We start from the raw sequence: 15,862 nt of genomic DNA on the forward strand, positions 1-15,862 counted from the left end.
GGCGCCCCGCCCCCTGTTGCCCGCCGGCCCCGGCTACGGCTGGCTCTTGTCGGGCCGGTCCGTCACCCGCAGGGAGTTCAGCAACGGCTTGCCGTAGCCCCCGTGCGCGACGAAGCGGACATTGAGCACTCCGTCCGTGACCGTGACCGTGTACGTCCGGGTCAGGGCCGTGTACGTGCCCGCCTCCAGCGAGATGTCCAGCGAGGGCAGGACCTGTACGCCCTCGGCCAGGACGTCGAAGACGCGCTTGTTCGGCTTCGTCGAGGACAGCTCCGCGAAGCCGAGCTCCACGGTGTACGTGCCGTTCGGGACGTTGTCGAAGCGGTATTCGTACATGCCCTCGCGGGCGTTGCGGAACAGCCTCTGCTCGGGCGTGCCGGCGATCGTGCGGCCGGTGGCGTGCACCGAGGAGTTGCCCTGGTAGCCGTACGAGCCGGCCGTGTACGTGCGGTCCGGGGACCAGCTGTCCCCCAGGGTGTCCGTGCCCGCGTAGTCGGAGCCCGCGTCCAGGGCGACCTGGTAGCGCGGGACCACGACCTTGACCGGCACCGTGAGCACCGGCGCCCGGCCGCTGGCCGAGGCGATCTTCAGGTCGGCCGTCAGGACCGTCCCGGCGGCCAGGCCCGTGGTGTCCACGGCCAGGGTGACCGCGGTCTTGCCTCCCGTCGGGAGGTTCCCCGTTCCCGGGGTGGCCGTCAGCCAGGCCGCGTCCTCGGTCACCGCGAAGTCCGTGCCGAGGCCCGGGTTGGTGAGGTCGAGGGTGCGGGTCCGCTTCTGGTCCGCGGGGAGGACGACCTCCACCGCCGGTGTGGAGGCGGTGACCCGGCCCGTGCGCAGGGACTGCGTCACCGTCGTGACATCGGCCGCCTTGACGTCCACGGTCGCCGCCGCGGATTCGTACGACGGGGCGGCGAGGGACACCGCCCGCGAACCGGCCGGGCTCTGGACGGCGTATCCGCCGTCCGCCGCCGTGGTCGCCGACACGGCCGTGTCGCCGCTGCCGACCGTCACCGTGGCTCCCGCGACACCGTTGCCGTCGTTCGCGTCGAGCACCCGGCCCGCGACCACGCCGCTCTTGGTGGTCTTGAACGCGATGGCCAGGCCGTCGGTGATGACCGCCTGGTTGAAGGAGTACTTGAAGGCGTCCGTGCCCGCCGCGTTCTCCACTCCGACGGTGGCCGTGGAGCCGCCCTTGATGCCGGTACCGCCCGTCCCCTTGTACGTGTACGCGACGGTGCCGTCCTCGCCGATCGCCGCCGAGAACGAGAACGTGTCGGTCTGCGCCGACCAGTGGGCCACCTCGCGCCACTCGATCACGTACGTCCGGTGCGGGGCGGTGCCGGTGACGGCGGTGAAGACGCCCGAGCCGCTGCCGGCCGCGCCGACGACCAGGTCGTCCCAGAACGGGTACAGCGCCGCGTTGGGCGTGGCCGTGCTCGGGATGTCCCCGTTGACGTCGCCGGTGTTGTTGCCGCCGAAGCTGACCGTGCCGTTCGTGCCGATCCAGGCCTGGCCGTACGTCGTGCCGTACAGCGGGACCGGGAAGGGGAGGTCGACGCGCTCGGTGGTGTTGTCGCCGGTCAGCGCGAGCTGCCGGTCCCCCGCCGCGTACGGGCGGCTGCCCGCGGTGGAGCAGGCGTAGCCGTAGCCGTCGGTGCGCTCGGGCAGGGTGACCGCCACCGTGGTGTCGCCGGCGACGGTGGCCTGGGCGCTGCCGCCGGTGACGCACCGGGAGGAGTGCGTGGCCCGTACCTCGTACGTGCCGTGCGGCAGGGTGACCTCGAAGCGGCCCTGCGCGTCGGCGGTTGCGGTCACGGGGGTGTCGGTGACGGTGACGGTGGCGCCCGCGGCGGGTCCGGCGGCCGAGGTGACGGTGCCGGTGAGCTTGCCGGAGGGAGCCTGGGTGAGGGTGAAGTCGCCGGTGGCGGTGGCGTTCTCGGTCACCGTCGCCGTCGCGGTCTCCTGGCCGTAGCCGAATTTGGAGGCCGTCAGCGTGTAGGCGCCCACCGACAGGGAGCGGAAGGTGTAGGTGCCGTCGGCCGCGGTGGTCGTCGTACGGCCGATCGGTCCGGCTGCGCTGACCTTGGCGCCCGCGACCGGCGCGCCGCCGGAGCGGACGGTGCCAAAGACGGCGCCGATGGCGCCGCGCGGGGCGCCCGAGACGGCGGCGAACGCGTCGAGTTTGCCCTCGCCGAAGACGTTGTTGTCGGCGGCGTTGCCGCCGCACTGGCCGTTGTCGGTGTCCTGGGCGGTGCCGCCCAGCAGCTGCTCGGTCTGTGCGATGTCGCCTTCGAGGGCGGGTGCGGCGGACCAGAGCAGGGCCACGGTGGCCGCGGTGTGCGGTGAGGCCATGGAGGTGCCGGAGAAGGCCTCGTACCCGCCGCCGGGGACGGAGGAGCGGACGTTCACGCCGGGGGCCGCGATGTTCGGCTTGACGATGCCGCCGGGGCCCGCGCCGCGCGAGGAGAACGGCGCGATCGCCCCGTTGATGTCGAAGGCGCCGGAGCTGTAGGAGCTCGCGTAGTCGCCGGGCGAGCCGCTGGTGGCGCAGCCGGGGCCGGAGTTCCCGTTGGAGAAGGCGGGGAAGATGCCGGCGGCGCGCCAGGTGTCGACGATCTGCTGGTACCAGTCGTCGTGCGCCGCGCTGCCCCAGGAGTTGTTGACGACGTGCGGGGCGAGGTCGGGGCGCGGGTTCTGGCCGTTCAGGTCGGTCGGGGCGACGATCCACTGGCCTGCGGCGAGGAGGGAGGCCTCGGAGCAGGAGTTGCTCTCGCAGCCCTTCGCGGCGATCCATTTGGCGCCGGGGGCCACGCCGATCTTGTTGGCGCCGCCGTCGTCGCCGACCATGGTGCCCATGGTGTGGGTGCCGTGGTCGTTGTTGTCGCAGGGGGCCGCGGTGGGGCAGACGCCGGCCGGATCGAACCAGTTGTAGTTGTGGTCGTACGACCCGTCGGCGCTCTTGCCGCGGTACTGGCCGTTCACGGCCGGGTGGGTGTAGTCGACGCCGCTGTCGATGTTGGCGACGACGATGCCCTCGCCGCGCACTCCGAGCTGGTCCCACACCTGCGGGGCCTTGATGCGGTCGATGTTCCACTCGACGGCGTCGGCGGCGGCCTTCTCCCGCTTGCCTTCGGCGGGTTTGGGGAGGGTGACCTTGTCGTCGGCGTCGATGCGGGAGACCTCGGGGCGCTGCGCGAGGGTGCCGGCGAGTTTCCGGCTGCCGACGACGCGGACGGCGTTCACGATCCAGTACGACGTGTACTCGGCCTTGGCGCCGTCCAGGGCCTTGATCACCTCGGCCTGGCTGCGCGCGGCGTGTTCCCGCTTGGCGCGCAGAACCGTTTCGGCTTTGGCGGCGCGGGTCTTCTGGCCGCCCGCCGCCGTGAGGTCGGCGGCGCTGTCCAGGTAGACCCAGAAGACGGCTTTGGCGGAGTCGTCGAGCTGGCCGCGGAGCTTCGGCTCGATCTTGCGCTCGGCCGCTCCGGGGGTGGGGCCGGGTTCCGGCGCGGCCGCCGCGACGCCCGCGCCGACAGGCAGGAGCAGGGCTGCGGTGAGAGCGGCGAGCGCCGCGCGTAAGGATCGCCGTCTGTTGCGTTGGGCCACGTGTGGTCCTCCTCGGACGCCGTGTGCAGGTTGTGCGGGAAGGGCGTGCGTGACGTGCGCGGTCATGGTGAAGGAGGCGTCATGCCCATTACAAGAGGGCCTAATGAGCCGTATGATGCGCGCCCGGGTGGCCCTTCCGGGCCCGGCGAGCCAGCCTGAAGGCATGACCGATCCAGCGCCGGGCGCGGCGGCGAACGTTCCGGCCGGGCCCGGTGTCGCGCTCGCGTCCGCCCAGGGCCGGTGGATCGTGCTGGCCACCGTCCTCGGGTCGACCATGGCCCTGCTCGACTCCACCGTCGTCAACGTCGCCCTCCCCCATATCGGGGTGGCCCTCGGCGCCGACATGGCCGTGCTCCAGTGGACCGTCAACGCGTACCTGCTCACCCTGGCCGGGCTGATCCTCGTCGGCGGGGCGCTGGGCGACCGGTACGGGCGGCGCCGGGTCTTCGTGCTCGGCGTGGTGTGGTTCGCAGCCGCCTCTCTGCTGTGCGGGATCGCGCCGAACGCCGGGGTCCTGGTGGCCGCCCGGGCCCTTCAGGGCGTCGGCGGGGCACTGCTGACGCCCGGTTCGCTCGCGCTGATCCAGGGCTCGATCGCCGCCGGGGACCGGGCCCGGGCCGTCGGGCTGTGGTCGGGGTTCGGCGGAGTGGGCGCGGCCGTGGGGCCGTTCCTCGGCGGCTGGCTGGTGGACGGGCCCGGCTGGCGCTGGGTGTTCCTGCTGAACGTGCCGGTGGCCGCGCTGTGCGTGCCCGTCGCCCTGCGGCACGTACCGGAATCGCGGGACCCGCAGGCACACGGACGGTTCGACGTGCTCGGCGCCGTCCTGGGGGCCGCGGCCCTCGCCCTGCTGACGTACGCGCTGATCGAGGCCCGGTCCGGGTCGCCCCTGGTGATCGCGGCGGCGGTCGGGGGCGTGCTGCTGTCCTTCGCGTTCGTGTACGTCGAGCGGCACCGGGCCGATCCGATGATGCCGCCCGACATCTTCGCCTCCCGGCAGTTCACCGCCGTCAACCTGGTCACGCTGTGCGTGTACGCGGCCTTCGGCGGGTTCTTCTTCCTCGTCGTGCTCCAGCTCCAGGTCGTCTCCGGCTACTCGGCGATGGCCGCCGGGGCCGCACTGCTCCCGACGACAGCGCTGATGCTGCTGCTGTCGGCCCGGTCGGGAGCGCTCGGGGAGCGGATCGGGCCGCGGATCCCGCTCACGGTGGGGCCGCTGCTGTGCGCGGCCGGAATGCTGCTGATGCTGCGGGTGGGGCCGGACGCCTCGTACGTACAGGACGTGCTGCCCGCGCTGGTCGTGATGGGCCTGGGCATGGTGGCCCTGGTGGCACCGCTGACAGCGACCGTGCTGTCCTCGGTGGACCCCGGCCGGGCGGGCCTGGCCAGCGGCATCAACAACGCGGCCGCGCGTGCGGCCGGGCTGCTGGCGGTGGCGGCGCTGCCGCTGCTGTCGGGCATGGGGCCGGACGCGTACCGATCGGCGTCCGAGTTCGACGCCGCCTTCGGCCGGGCCATGCTGTGGTGCGCGGGGGTGCTGGTGCTGGGCGCCGCCGTGGCCTGGACGACGGTACGCACACCCGCACCGGGGGCGTGCCACCCGCAGTGCCACACGTACTGCGCGATGTCCGCTCCGCCCCTCGAACCCCCGAGGACGGCCGAGACGTGACCGGTGCGGCCCGGGGCCCGCGATGGGCCCGGGCGGCGATCCGCTGCGGCGGTTCCGGGGGATGGCGGTCGCCGTGCGCAGGTGCGGAGGCTGACCGTACGGTGGGAAGGGGCGTCCGCGGAGGCGCCATGTGCTGGAACGCCACGGCCGACCTGACGGCGGGTACGGTCGTCACCGCCGTCGGGATCGTGTGCGTGGCGCGCGTACGGCGGGCCCGCGATCTGCCCGTCGCCGCACTGCCGTTGCTGCTGGGCGCCCACCAGCTGGCGGAGGCCGCCGTGTGGCACGCGGGCGGCGGCCGCGGCCCGGCCACCACCGCCTGGGCGGTGATCGCCCTGCCGGTGCTGCCCGTGTGGGTGCCGCTCGGGGTCCTGCTCGCGGCCGCTCCGGCGGACCGCCGCCGCCTGTGGGGGCCGGCCGCCGTCGGCCTCGCCACCGCCGCGGTGCTCTCGTACTGCCTGGCGACCCGGCCGGCCGTCGCCGAGATCCGGGGCCACACCGTTGGCTACGGCGTGAATGTTCCGTGGATGCCGCTCGTCCTCGCGGGCTACCTCTTCGCCACGCTGGGCGCCCTGCTGCTGTCCGGCGACCGGCGGCTGCGGCTCCTCGGCGCGGTGCTCGGCGCCGGGGCATTGGCCTGCTCAGCGCTGTGGAGGCTGGAATTCGCCTCCCCCTGGTGCGCCTTCGCGGCGGTCGCGTCCCTGCTGGTGCCGGGTTGGGTCCGGCGGCCCGGGCCGGGCGCCGCTGTGACATGACGGCCGAAAGTTACCTAGACGTATGTAGTGACTTCACATGCGACCAGCAGTAGAACTCGTTTCCATTCTGCCGAGAGTGAGGAACGTCACATGAGCGACAAGGCCGTGCACGGAAACGGCTCCAATGGGGTCTCGCGTCGTGGATTCATCGCTAGAACAAGTTCCATTCTCGGAGCCGTGGCCCTCGCCGGTCAGATCACCCCGGCCCATGCGCGGTCAGCCGCCTCAGCGGCAGTGGCCGCCGGCCCCATCGACAACGGCGCGCACGTACCGGCCCTGGTGGTCGGCACCGGCTACGGAGGATCCGTCGCCGCCCTGCGGCTCGCCCAGGCCGGCGTCGGCGTCCACATGATCGAGATGGGCATGGCCTGGGACACCCCGGGCCCGGACGGCAAGATCTTCTGCAACACGACCAGTCCGGACCAGCGCTCGTACTGGCTGCGGACCAAGACCAAGCAGCCCCTGAGCAACTTCCTCGGTTTCCCGATCGACAGGGACATCCCCCGCTACACCGGGATCCTGGACGCCGAGGAGATGGGCGGCATCATCGTCTACCAGGGCCGCGGCGTCGGCGGCGGTTCGCTGGTCAACGGCGGCATGGCGGTCACCCCGAAGCGCGCGAACTTCGGCGCCATCCTCCCGTCGGTGGACGCCGACGAGATGTACACCACCTACTACCCGCGCGCCAACGCCGGGCTCGGGGTCGGACTGGTCGACCCGGCCTGGTTCGACACGGTCGACTGCTACCAGTTCGCCCGCGTCGGCCGCAAGCACGCCCAGCGCTCCGGCTTCCCGTTCGTCTTCGTCCCCGACGTGTACGACTGGGACTACATGGAGCAGGAGGCCGCCGGGACAGCCCCCAAGTCCGCGGTCGCCGGAGAGATCCTCTACGGCAACAACTACGGCAAGAAGTCGCTGCAGAAGACCTACCTCGCCCAGGCCACGGCCACCGGCAAGGTCACCGTCTCCCCGCTGCACAAGGTCACTTCCGTCTCCCCCGCGGCCGGCGGCGGCTACACCGTCGTCATCGACCAGATCACCACCACGGGCGACACCACCGCCACCAAGACCGTGGTCGCCGACAAGGTGTTCTTCGCCGCCGGCAGCGTGGGCACCAGCAAGCTGCTCGTGAGGCTCAAGGCCACCGGCGCGCTGCCGGCCCTGAACGGCGAGATCGGCAAGGGCTGGGGCGACAACGGCAACGTCATGTGCGGCCGGGCCAACCACCTGTGGGACCCGACCGGCAAGGTCCAGGCGTCCATCCCCTGCGGCGGCATCGACAACTGGGACGCGGGCGGGGCGTTCGCCGAGGTGGCGCCACTGCCGACCGGGATCGAGACGTACGCCTCGTTCTACCTGTCGATCACCAAGAACCCGAACCGCGCCGAGTTCACGTACAACGCGGCGTCGGGCGCGGTCGAGCTGAACTGGCAGACGGCGTGGAAGCAGCCGTCCATCGACATGGCCAAGAGCATCTTCGACAAGATCAACTCCAAGGAGGGGACGATCTACCGGACGGACCTGTTCGGCACCGACAAGATCTGGGGCGACCACCTCACCTACCACCCGCTGGGCGGCGCGGTGCTCAACAAGGCCACCGACAACTACGGCCGCCTGCACGGCTACACCGGCCTGTACGTGATCGACGGCGCGCTGATCCCCGGCAACACCAGCGTCAACCCGTTCGTCACCATCACGGCGCTCGCCGAGCGCAACATCGAGAAGATCATCGCCACCGACCTGTAGGCGATCCGCTCGCAGACCCGGGGCCGCCGGACGTACCGGCCGGCCCCGGACCCCTTGCCGTTCTCAGTGCCCCGGCAGTACGCACGCGCTATCGAGGCCGAGCACGTGGTTGAGCCGGCCGAAGGCCAGCCAGGACCCGATGCTCATCGTCAGCTCCACGATCTCGAGCTGGCTGTAGTGCGCCGTCATCCGCTCCCAGAACTCCTCGTCGAGGTTGTGGTGGTCGAGCGTGTACCGCTCCGCGTACTCCGCGGCCAGCCGGGTCCGCTCGTCGATCCGGTCCGTGGTGCGCCACTCGGTGACGGCGTCGGAGAACTCCTCCTCGACCTTCTCCCCGTCCCGCTCGGTCCGCCAGTCGAGGCAGAACACGCACCCGTTGATCTGCGCGACGCGCAGCCGCGCGGCCTCGAACTCGCGCAGCCTCAGGGTGGTGTGGGCGTACACGGACAGCGAGAAGTTCGCGGCGGCCATCCCGATCCCGGGGACCATGTCGCCCCACACGTACTCGATCGGGTGCCGGCCTTCGGGTATGTCGATCCTCATGGCTGTTTCCTTCCGAGCTTGCCGACGGCGGGGCGCAGGGGGACGTCGAGGGCGTCGTAGAGGCCCGGTTCGGCCTCCACCAGCCAGTCGATGGCGCCGACCAGGCGGCCGACGGCGGTGGCGTTGCCACCCGCCGAGCGGTTCTCGCCCTCGTCGGTGGCCTCGATGGTGACCTCGATGTGCGGGCGGCCCTCGATGATCACCCGGTGGACGCCGTCACCGCCGTCGGGCGGCGTCGGCCAGTCGGGGGCGCAGGAGGCGTGGATGCGGGTGACGTGCTCGATGACGATGCGGGGTTCGCCCTCGACGATGCCCTGCACTTCGAAGCGGATGGCCCCCTGGGTGCCGGCCTCGAACTCGCCCATGGTGCGGGTGGTCACGGTGGCGTCGAGGGCGCGGCGGTCGACGCTCTCGCGGATCTCGTCGAGTTCGACGCCCAGGGCCCGGGCCATCATGCGGATCTGCCCGCCCCACACCATGGTCGGGACGGACGGCATCAGCATCATGGGCTCGAAGTCCATGGGATGGCCCATGCCGACGAGGTGGCGGACGGAGTCCGGCTGGTCGTAGGTGGAGTAGTCGAATATCTCCTGGCAGCGGACGGCGTCGATGGTGGTGCCGAGTCCGCTGAGCAGGAGCGGGAGTACGTCGTTGCCCCAGCCGGGGTCGACGCCGGAGGCGAACAGCGAGCCGCCGCCCTCCGCGACCGCGGCGGCCACCGGATCGCGGAACTCGGGCGGGGCGTTGCGGTGGTCGTAGAGCGGGTAGAGGGCGGGGCTGACGACGACCGCACCGGCCCGGACGGCCCGGGTGATGTCGGCGAGGGCGTCGTCGGGGCGGGTGTCGCCGGAGGCCGCGTAGACGACGGCCCGCGGCCCGGCGGCGAGGACCGCCTCGATGTCGTCGGTGGCCACGATCCCGGTGTCGTGGTCGAGTTCGCCGAGCCTGCCCGCGTCGCGGCCGATTTTGTCGGGATGGTGGACGATGACGGCGGCCAGTTTCAGCGCCGGATGGGCTTCTACGGCACGGATGGCCAAACGGCCGACGTTGCCGGTACCCCAGACAACCGTGGAAATCATGCGCGGAGGGTAGCGACAGGACCTGCACGTTTCCAGAGTCGCGAGCCCCGGCCTTCCGTCACTGGTTCTGACCGCCCAGGACGAAGAGGAGGTAGACGAAGAAGGCGAAGAGGTGGCCGACGAACAAGTAGGCGATCAGCCGAATCACCAGACCGCGCGGGAACTTGGACTGGATGTTCATGGTGGGGCTCCTGGGCTGGGGGAGGGCTAGGGGTGGTGTGCGGTCGCGCTGCCGGCACCGCCGCCGCCGAGGCACAGCCCGGCGAGGCTGCTCTGCAGCAAGGTGTGGACGAACAGCAGGTCGGCTCCGCCCGGGGCGGCCGCGCCGATCCGGTGCGGGGTGAGCGAGTCGAAGTGCGCGCTGTCCCCGGGCTCCAGCAGGTACTCGGCCTCCGCCAGGTGCAGCCGCAGCCGCCCCTTGAGGACGTACAGCCACTCCTCGCCGGGGTGGACGCGGACCAGCTCGCCCTGGCTGCGGCCACGGGGGTCCCCCCGGACCGAGTCTGCGGGCGGGACGTGCACGCGCAGGGCCTGCATCCCGCGGCCGGAGCCGCCGGCCTGCCAGTACGTCCACCCGTCGGCCTCGCGGGCACCCGGACCGCCCGCCCGTACGATGGGATCGGCGACGGCGGGGGTCTCGCCCAGCAGTTCCGAGACCGTCGTACCGTAGGTGCGGGCGAGTCCGAGCAGCAGCGGCAGCGAGGGCTGGCGCCGCCCGGTCTCCAGCCGGGACAGGTGCGCGGGCGAGAGCCGGGCCCGTGCGGCGGCGGCCTCCAGGGTGAGCCCGGCACGACGCCGCAGCTCACGCAGCTGCGGCGCCACGGAGGGCAGCTCTTCGGCGCCGGCACCCAGATCGGGGCCGAGGTCGGGGCCGACCGGTTCGTGGGAACCTTCGGGGCCGGGGGCAGGACCGGATGTCATGCCCCGATTGAGCCAGAATCCTGCCTGCATGGCAATTTCCCTTGCCTCTGAGGCAAAAGGACTCGAGGCCCCGGCCCCGCGACCCGCCTGCCCGCCCAACCCACGAATTCAGCCGGGGTGGTGTGCGCCGAGCACCGTCTCCACCGTGTCCGCCTGGTCCGCGGTCTTGTCCGGGCGGTGCCGCAGCACCCGTGCGAAGCGCAGGGCGACCCCCGCCGGGTAGCGGGGGGAGCGCTGGAGGCCGTCGTACGCGATCTCCACCACCAGTTCGGGCCGCACACGCACGGTGAAGCCGTCGTCCTCCACCGCCAGCTCGCGCAGCCGGTCGGTCTGCCAGCGCAGCATCGCGTCGGTGAGCCCCTTGAAGGTCTTGCCGAGCATGGCGTACGTGCCGTCGGCGGCCCGGGCCCCGAGGTGCAGGTTCGAGAGCAGTCCGGTGCGCCGGCCGTGGCCCCATTCGACGGCGAGCACCACCAGGTCGAGGGTGTGCACCGGCTTCACCTTGAGCCAGTATCTGCCGCGCCGCCCGGCCGCGTAGGCGGAGTCGAGGGCCTTGACCATCACCCCCTCGTGACCGCGGCGCAGGGTCTCGGCCCAGAACTCCTCGGCGGCGGCCCCCTGCCCCGCCGGGTCCTCGACGACGAGCCGGCGGACCCGGGAGTCCTCCGGCACGAGGGCGGCGAGCGCCGCGTAGCGCTCGCGCACCGGGAGGTCGAGGAGCACCTCGTCCCCGGCCGCCAGCACGTCGAAGAAGTACGGGACGACGGGCAGCGTCCGCCGGGCGGTCTCGACGTCGACCCGCGATCCGACCCGGCTCGCGACCTCCTGGAAGGGCACCGGCCGGCCGTCCGCCGCCTGCCCGATCACCTCTCCGTCGAGGATGAACCGCTCCCCCGGCAGCGCCCGCGCCCGCTGCGCCACCTCCGGCAGCCGGTCGGTGATCTCGTCCAGGGAGCGCGTGTACACCCGTACGTCGTCCCCGTCGCGGTGCACCTGCACCCGGATCCCGTCGAGTTTCTCCTCCACCGCGCACGGCCCGAGCGCGGCCAGGGCCTCGGCCACCGACTTCGCGGTGTTCGCCAGCATCGGCTGTACGGGCTGCCCGACGCGGAGCGTGACCTCGCGCAGGGCCGCCGCGCCGTCGGCCAGCACCGCCGCGGCCACCCGGGGCAGCGAGCCGTCGAGCATCGCGGCGCGGCGCAGCTCGGCGGCCGGCACCCCGGCGGCCGCGGCGACTCCTTCCAGCGCGACCGCGTCGAGGGCGCCCTGGCGGACCTCTCCGGAGAGCAGGCTGCGCAGGAACCGCTGCTCGGGCCCGGTGGCCGCGCCGAGCAGGGCGTCGAGGATCCGGCGCCGTTCGGCCTGCGCGCCCGTGCCCGCCACGCCGGCGAGCTCCGTCACCGCCGCGTCGACGGCGGTGACGGTCAGGGTGGGCTCGGCGGCGGGTTCGGCCTCCCGCCCGAGCACGCGCCACCCGATGCCCGGCCGGCCCTGCGGAAGGCGCCCCGCGAGGTACGAGATGACCAGGCCGGCCTCCTCGGGGGGCGCGGCGGCGAACAGCTCCGCGAGCAGGGCGGTCTTCCGTGACCGGGCGGAGGTCTCGGCGACCTCCCGGGACACGCGCGCGACCTCGGCGAGCAGCATGCCGTCATCCTCCCGCCGCTCGGCGTACGGCGCAGGTCGGGTCCGGGTACCGCGGGTGCGGTATGCCGGGCTGCCCGTGTAGTCCTTGAGGAGGTGGGCGGTTCCGCCTGGGGGCGCTCAGGGGTCGATGGCCTGGCGTCTAGGGTTCCCGTATGAAGCTCCGACAGCCGAAGCTCCGACTGCCGCGGCGCCGCCGAAGCCGCCTGCTCGCGGGCGCAGCCGCGCTCGCCGTCGTGGCGGGGGCCGGTACGTGGACCGCCGCCGCGTCCGGCGAGGCGCCCCCGGTGCACCGCCTGGACCGCAGGGTGGAGATGCCCGGGGCCGGGATCGACACCTCGTACTTCACGGCCGGCGGCACGGGGAAGCGGCCCGCGGTGCTCCTCGGGCACGGTTTCGGCGGCAGCAAGGACGATGTCCGCGCGCAGGCCGAGCGGTTGGCCCGGGACGGGTACGCCGTCCTGACCTGGTCGGCGCGCGGCTTCGGCCGCTCCGGCGGGCAGATCGGGCTCAACGACCCCGAGTACGAGGTCAAGGACGTGTCGCGGCTCGTCGACTGGCTCGCACAGCAGCCCGAGGTGCGGCTCGACGGGGACGGCGATCCGCGCGTCGGCGTCGCGGGGGCCTCGTACGGAGGGGCGATCTCGCTGCTCGCCGCCGGATACGACCGGCGGATCGACGCGATCGCCCCGCAGATCACCTACTGGAACCTCGCGGACGCCCTCTTCCCGCAGGGCGTGTTCAAGAAGCTGTGGGCAGGGCTGTTCTTCACCACCGGTTCGGCCGGCGGGATGCAGCCGGCGGGCAGCCCGGGCGCGGCGGCCGCCCCCGCCTCCGGTGGTGCCGGCCCCTCCGACGGCGCCGCCACCGCCTGCGGGCGGTTCCAGCCGGAGCTGTGCGCCATGTACGAGCGGGTCGCGGTGGCCGGGAAGCCCGACGCCGAGGCCCGCGCCCTCCTGGAGCGGCGCAGCCCGTCGGCGGTCGGGGACCGGATCAAGGTGGCGACCCTCGTGGTGCAGGGCCAGGACGACTCCCTCTTCCCGCTGGACCAGGCCGACGCCATGGCGAAGGCGATCGCGGCGAACGGCGCGCCCGTCTCCGTGGACTGGGCGGCCGGCGGGCACGACGGCGGCATGCGCGAGTCCGGCCGGGTCGAGGCCCGGGTGGCCGCCTGGTTCGACCGCTACCTCAAGGACGATCAGGGCGCGGACACCGGCCCGGCCTTCCGGGTCTCGCGCTCCGGCGGCATCGACTCCACCGACGGGGCCGTCCGGCTGCGTGGTGCGAGCGGCGAGCGCTACCCGGGGCTGGTGGCCGGGCCCCGGGAGTTCGCCCTGAGCGGCCGGGAGCAGAGCTTCGCCAATCCGGCGGGCGGCGCCCCGCCCGCGCTGTCCGCCCTGCCGGGGATCGGCGGGCAGCTCGCCGCGTTCGGGGCCGGGCTCTCGCTGGACTTCCCGGGGCAGAACGCCCGGTTCGAGTCGGAGCCGCTGGCCGAAGGGGTGCGGATCACCGGGACGCCGGCCGTCACCCTGAACGTGAGGTCGACGGCCGCGGACGGTTCGGCCGTCCTGTTCGGCAAGGTGTACGACGTCGGTCCCGACGGGCGCCAGGCTGTGCTGCCGAGCCAGCTGGTCGCCCCGCTGCGCGTGGAGAACGCGCAGCAGGGGGCGACGGTGGAGCTGCGGCTCCCCGCCGTCGACCACGCCGTGGAGGCCGGGCACCGGCTGCGGCTCGTCGTCGCCGCGACCGACCTCGGCTACGCGTCCCCCGCCGCACCGGCCACCTACACGGTCACGGCGCAGGGCGCCCTGGCCGTTCCGGTGGCCGACGGGGTACGGACGGCCTCGGCGGGGCTGCCCGCGTGGACCTGGGGGCTGCCGCTGGGTGCCGCGCTGCTGGCCGCGGCGCTGCTGGGGATCCGCAGGACCGGCCGGGGGAGTGCGGGGGCGCGGGCCGGCGCACCGCAGCCCGACCCCGCGCTGGCCGACGTACCCCTGGAAATCACCGGTCTGACGAAGCGGTACGCGAAGGCACAGGACCGGTACGCGGTGCGGGACCTGTCGTTCCGGGTGGAGAAGGGGCAGGTCCTGGGCCTGCTCGGGCCCAACGGCGCCGGCAAGACCACCACGCTGCGGATGCTGATGGGGCTGATCTCCCCGGATGCCGGGGAGATCCGGGTGTTCGGGCACGCGGTACGGGCCGGGGCGCCGGTGCTGTCGCGGGTCGGGGCGTTCGTCGAAGGGGCCGGCTTCCTGCCGCACCTGTCGGGGCGGGCCAACCTGGATCTGTACTGGCAGGCCACCGGGCGCCCGGCCGAGGACGCGCACATGGCGGAGGCCCTGGAGATCGCCGGACTCGGCGATGCCCTGGAGCGAGCGGTGCGCACGTACTCGCAGGGCATGCGGCAGCGGCTCGCGATCGCGCAGGCCATGCTCGGGATGCCGGATCTGCTGATCCTCGACGAGCCGACGAACGGTCTGGACCCGCCGCAGATCCGGGAGATGCGGGACGTGATGATCCGGTACGCGGCGGGCGGGCGGACGGTCATCGTCTCCAGCCACCTGCTGTCGGAGGTCGAGCAGTCGTGCACCCACCTGGTGGTCATGGACCGCGGACGGCTCGTGCAGACGGGCGAGGTCGCGGAGATCACGGGCGGCGGGGACACCCTGCTGGTGACGCTGGCCGAGCCGGTCGACGAAGGGAGCGTGGGGAAGGTGGCCGCGCTGGAGGGAGTGGGTTCCGTGGCGGCGGCCGCGGACGGACTGCTGGTGCGGCTGGAGGGTGCGACGGCCGCCGGGCTGATCGCCGAGCTGGTACGGCTGGAGGTCCCGGTGTCCGCAGTGGGGCCGCACCGCCGGCTCGAGGACGCTTTCCTCACCCTGATCGGAGGTGCGGCGTGAGCGCCGTGACAGAGGTGGCCGCCGGCTACCGGGCGAGCCGTACGCTGCCGCTGCGCGTGGAGGCGCTGCGGCAGTGGCGCAGGCGGCGGACGCTGGTGATGGGCGGGGTACTGGCCGCGCTCCCCTTCGTCATGATCATCGCGTTCGCGGTGGGCGGCGGGCAGGACGGCCGCCGGGGCGGCGACGGCCGGATCACGCTCATCGACACGGCGACGGCCTCGGGTGCGAACTTCGCGGCCACCTGCCTGTTCGTGTCGGCCGGCTTCCTGTTGGTCGTGCCGGTGGCGCTGTTCTGCGGGGACACGGTGGCGTCGGAGGCGAGCTGGTCCTCGCTGCGCTACCTGCTGGCCTCGCCGGTGCCGAGGGCCCGGCTGCTGTGGAGCAAGCTGGTGGTGGCGCTGGGCTTCAGCCTGGCGGCGATGGTGCTGCTGCCGGTGGTGGCGCTGGCGGCGGGCACGGCGGCGTACGGGTGGGGACCCCTGAAGCTGCCCACGGGCGGCTCGTTGGCGGCCGCGGACACCGTGCCGCGCCTCGCCCTCGTGGTGGCGTTCGTCTTCGTGTCGCAGCTGGTCACGGCCGGGCTGGCGTTCTGGCTGTCGACGCGGACGGACGCGCCGCTGGGCGCGGTGGGCGGGGCGGTCGGGCTGACGATCGTGGGCAACGTGCTGGACGCGGTGACGGCGCTCGGATCGTGGCGGGAGTTCCTGCCCGCGCACTGGCAGTTCGCGTGGGCGGATGCGCTGCAGCCGCAGCTGGAGTGGGGCGGGATGGTCAAGGGGACGGCGGTGTCGGTGTCGTACGCGCTGGTGCTGTTCGCGCTCGCGTTCCGCGGGTTCTCCCGCAAGGACATCGTGTCCTGAGCGCCGCACGCCGGGCGGACCGTCGGCTTTCGCGCGGCGCCCGCCCGGTGTGCGGGCCGTCGGCCCGCGTGCAGGCCGTCGGCCCGGCGTGTGGGCCGTCGGCTCGCGTGTAGGCCGCCCGCCCGGGTGCAGGCCGTCGGTGTGTGGG

The 15,862-nt window shown here is 73.3% G+C and carries 11 protein-coding genes; 5 read left to right on the forward strand and 6 right to left on the reverse strand.

Annotated features, from left to right (window positions below; translation table 11 throughout):
* Nucleotides 1-33: 33 nt before the first annotated feature.
* Nucleotides 34-3,603 (reverse strand): S8 family serine peptidase, encoded by a 3,570-nt coding sequence (locus tag AB0I68_RS10785; RefSeq protein ID WP_363176884.1) that lies wholly within the window; start codon nucleotides 3,601-3,603, stop codon nucleotides 34-36.
* Between the two features lie 163 nt (nucleotides 3,604-3,766).
* Here AB0I68_RS10785 and AB0I68_RS10790 point away from each other — a divergent pair, with 163 nt between their 5' ends.
* The 3 genes from AB0I68_RS10790 (at nucleotide 3,767) to AB0I68_RS10800 (ending at nucleotide 7,770) form a co-directional block, all read left to right on the forward strand.
* Nucleotides 3,767-5,269: an MFS transporter gene (locus AB0I68_RS10790; protein WP_363176885.1), complete on the forward strand. Its 1,503-nt coding sequence runs from the start codon at nucleotides 3,767-3,769 to the stop codon at nucleotides 5,267-5,269.
* Nucleotides 5,270-5,397: 128 nt separating this feature from the next.
* Complete coding sequence (locus AB0I68_RS10795; protein ID WP_363176886.1) at nucleotides 5,398-6,024, forward strand: DUF6629 family protein; 627 nt, start codon at nucleotides 5,398-5,400, stop codon at nucleotides 6,022-6,024.
* A gap of 90 nt (nucleotides 6,025-6,114) precedes the next feature.
* Nucleotides 6,115-7,770 carry a GMC oxidoreductase gene (locus AB0I68_RS10800; protein WP_363176887.1) on the forward strand — a complete coding sequence of 552 codons (1,656 nt, stop codon included), beginning with the start codon at nucleotides 6,115-6,117 and terminating at the stop codon, nucleotides 7,768-7,770.
* A 63-nt stretch (nucleotides 7,771-7,833) separates the two neighbouring features.
* On the opposite strand, the gene AB0I68_RS10805 is transcribed toward AB0I68_RS10800, so the two are convergent.
* From AB0I68_RS10805 to AB0I68_RS10825, 5 genes are all read right to left on the reverse strand, one after another.
* The gene (locus AB0I68_RS10805) at nucleotides 7,834-8,313 is read right to left on the reverse strand and encodes a carboxymuconolactone decarboxylase family protein (protein ID WP_363176888.1); all 480 of its coding nucleotides are present in this window, start codon (nucleotides 8,311-8,313) and stop codon (nucleotides 7,834-7,836) included.
* Nucleotides 8,310-9,392, reverse strand: coding sequence for a dihydrodipicolinate reductase (locus AB0I68_RS10810; protein WP_363176889.1), 1,083 nt, complete (start codon nucleotides 9,390-9,392; stop codon nucleotides 8,310-8,312). Before AB0I68_RS10810 ends, AB0I68_RS10805 begins: the two co-directional genes overlap by 4 nt.
* A gap of 58 nt (nucleotides 9,393-9,450) precedes the next feature.
* Complete coding sequence (locus AB0I68_RS10815; protein ID WP_037635127.1) at nucleotides 9,451-9,573, reverse strand: DUF6126 family protein; 123 nt, start codon at nucleotides 9,571-9,573, stop codon at nucleotides 9,451-9,453.
* Nucleotides 9,574-9,599: 26 nt separating this feature from the next.
* Nucleotides 9,600-10,313, reverse strand: a complete 714-nt coding sequence (locus AB0I68_RS10820; protein ID WP_363176890.1) for an XRE family transcriptional regulator — start codon at nucleotides 10,311-10,313, stop codon at nucleotides 9,600-9,602.
* A 108-nt stretch (nucleotides 10,314-10,421) separates the two neighbouring features.
* Nucleotides 10,422-11,957 (reverse strand): ATP-dependent DNA ligase, encoded by a 1,536-nt coding sequence (locus AB0I68_RS10825; protein ID WP_363176891.1) that lies wholly within the window; start codon nucleotides 11,955-11,957, stop codon nucleotides 10,422-10,424.
* Between the two features lie 152 nt (nucleotides 11,958-12,109).
* On the opposite strand from AB0I68_RS10825, the gene AB0I68_RS10830 reads away from it, so the two are divergent.
* A complete protein-coding gene (locus AB0I68_RS10830; protein WP_363176892.1) occupies nucleotides 12,110-14,854 on the forward strand; it encodes an alpha/beta fold hydrolase in 2,745 nt (914 codons plus the stop codon).
* Nucleotides 14,851-15,714 carry an ABC transporter permease gene (locus AB0I68_RS10835; RefSeq protein WP_363176893.1) on the forward strand — a complete coding sequence of 288 codons (864 nt, stop codon included), beginning with the start codon at nucleotides 14,851-14,853 and terminating at the stop codon, nucleotides 15,712-15,714. The genes AB0I68_RS10830 and AB0I68_RS10835 overlap by 4 nt, the downstream gene beginning before the upstream one ends.
* The last annotated feature ends 148 nt before the right edge of the window (nucleotides 15,715-15,862 follow it).

The organism is Streptomyces sp. NPDC050448, assembly GCF_040655295.1.
In the GTDB taxonomy this organism is placed as follows: Bacteria; Actinomycetota; Actinomycetes; order Streptomycetales; family Streptomycetaceae; genus Streptomyces.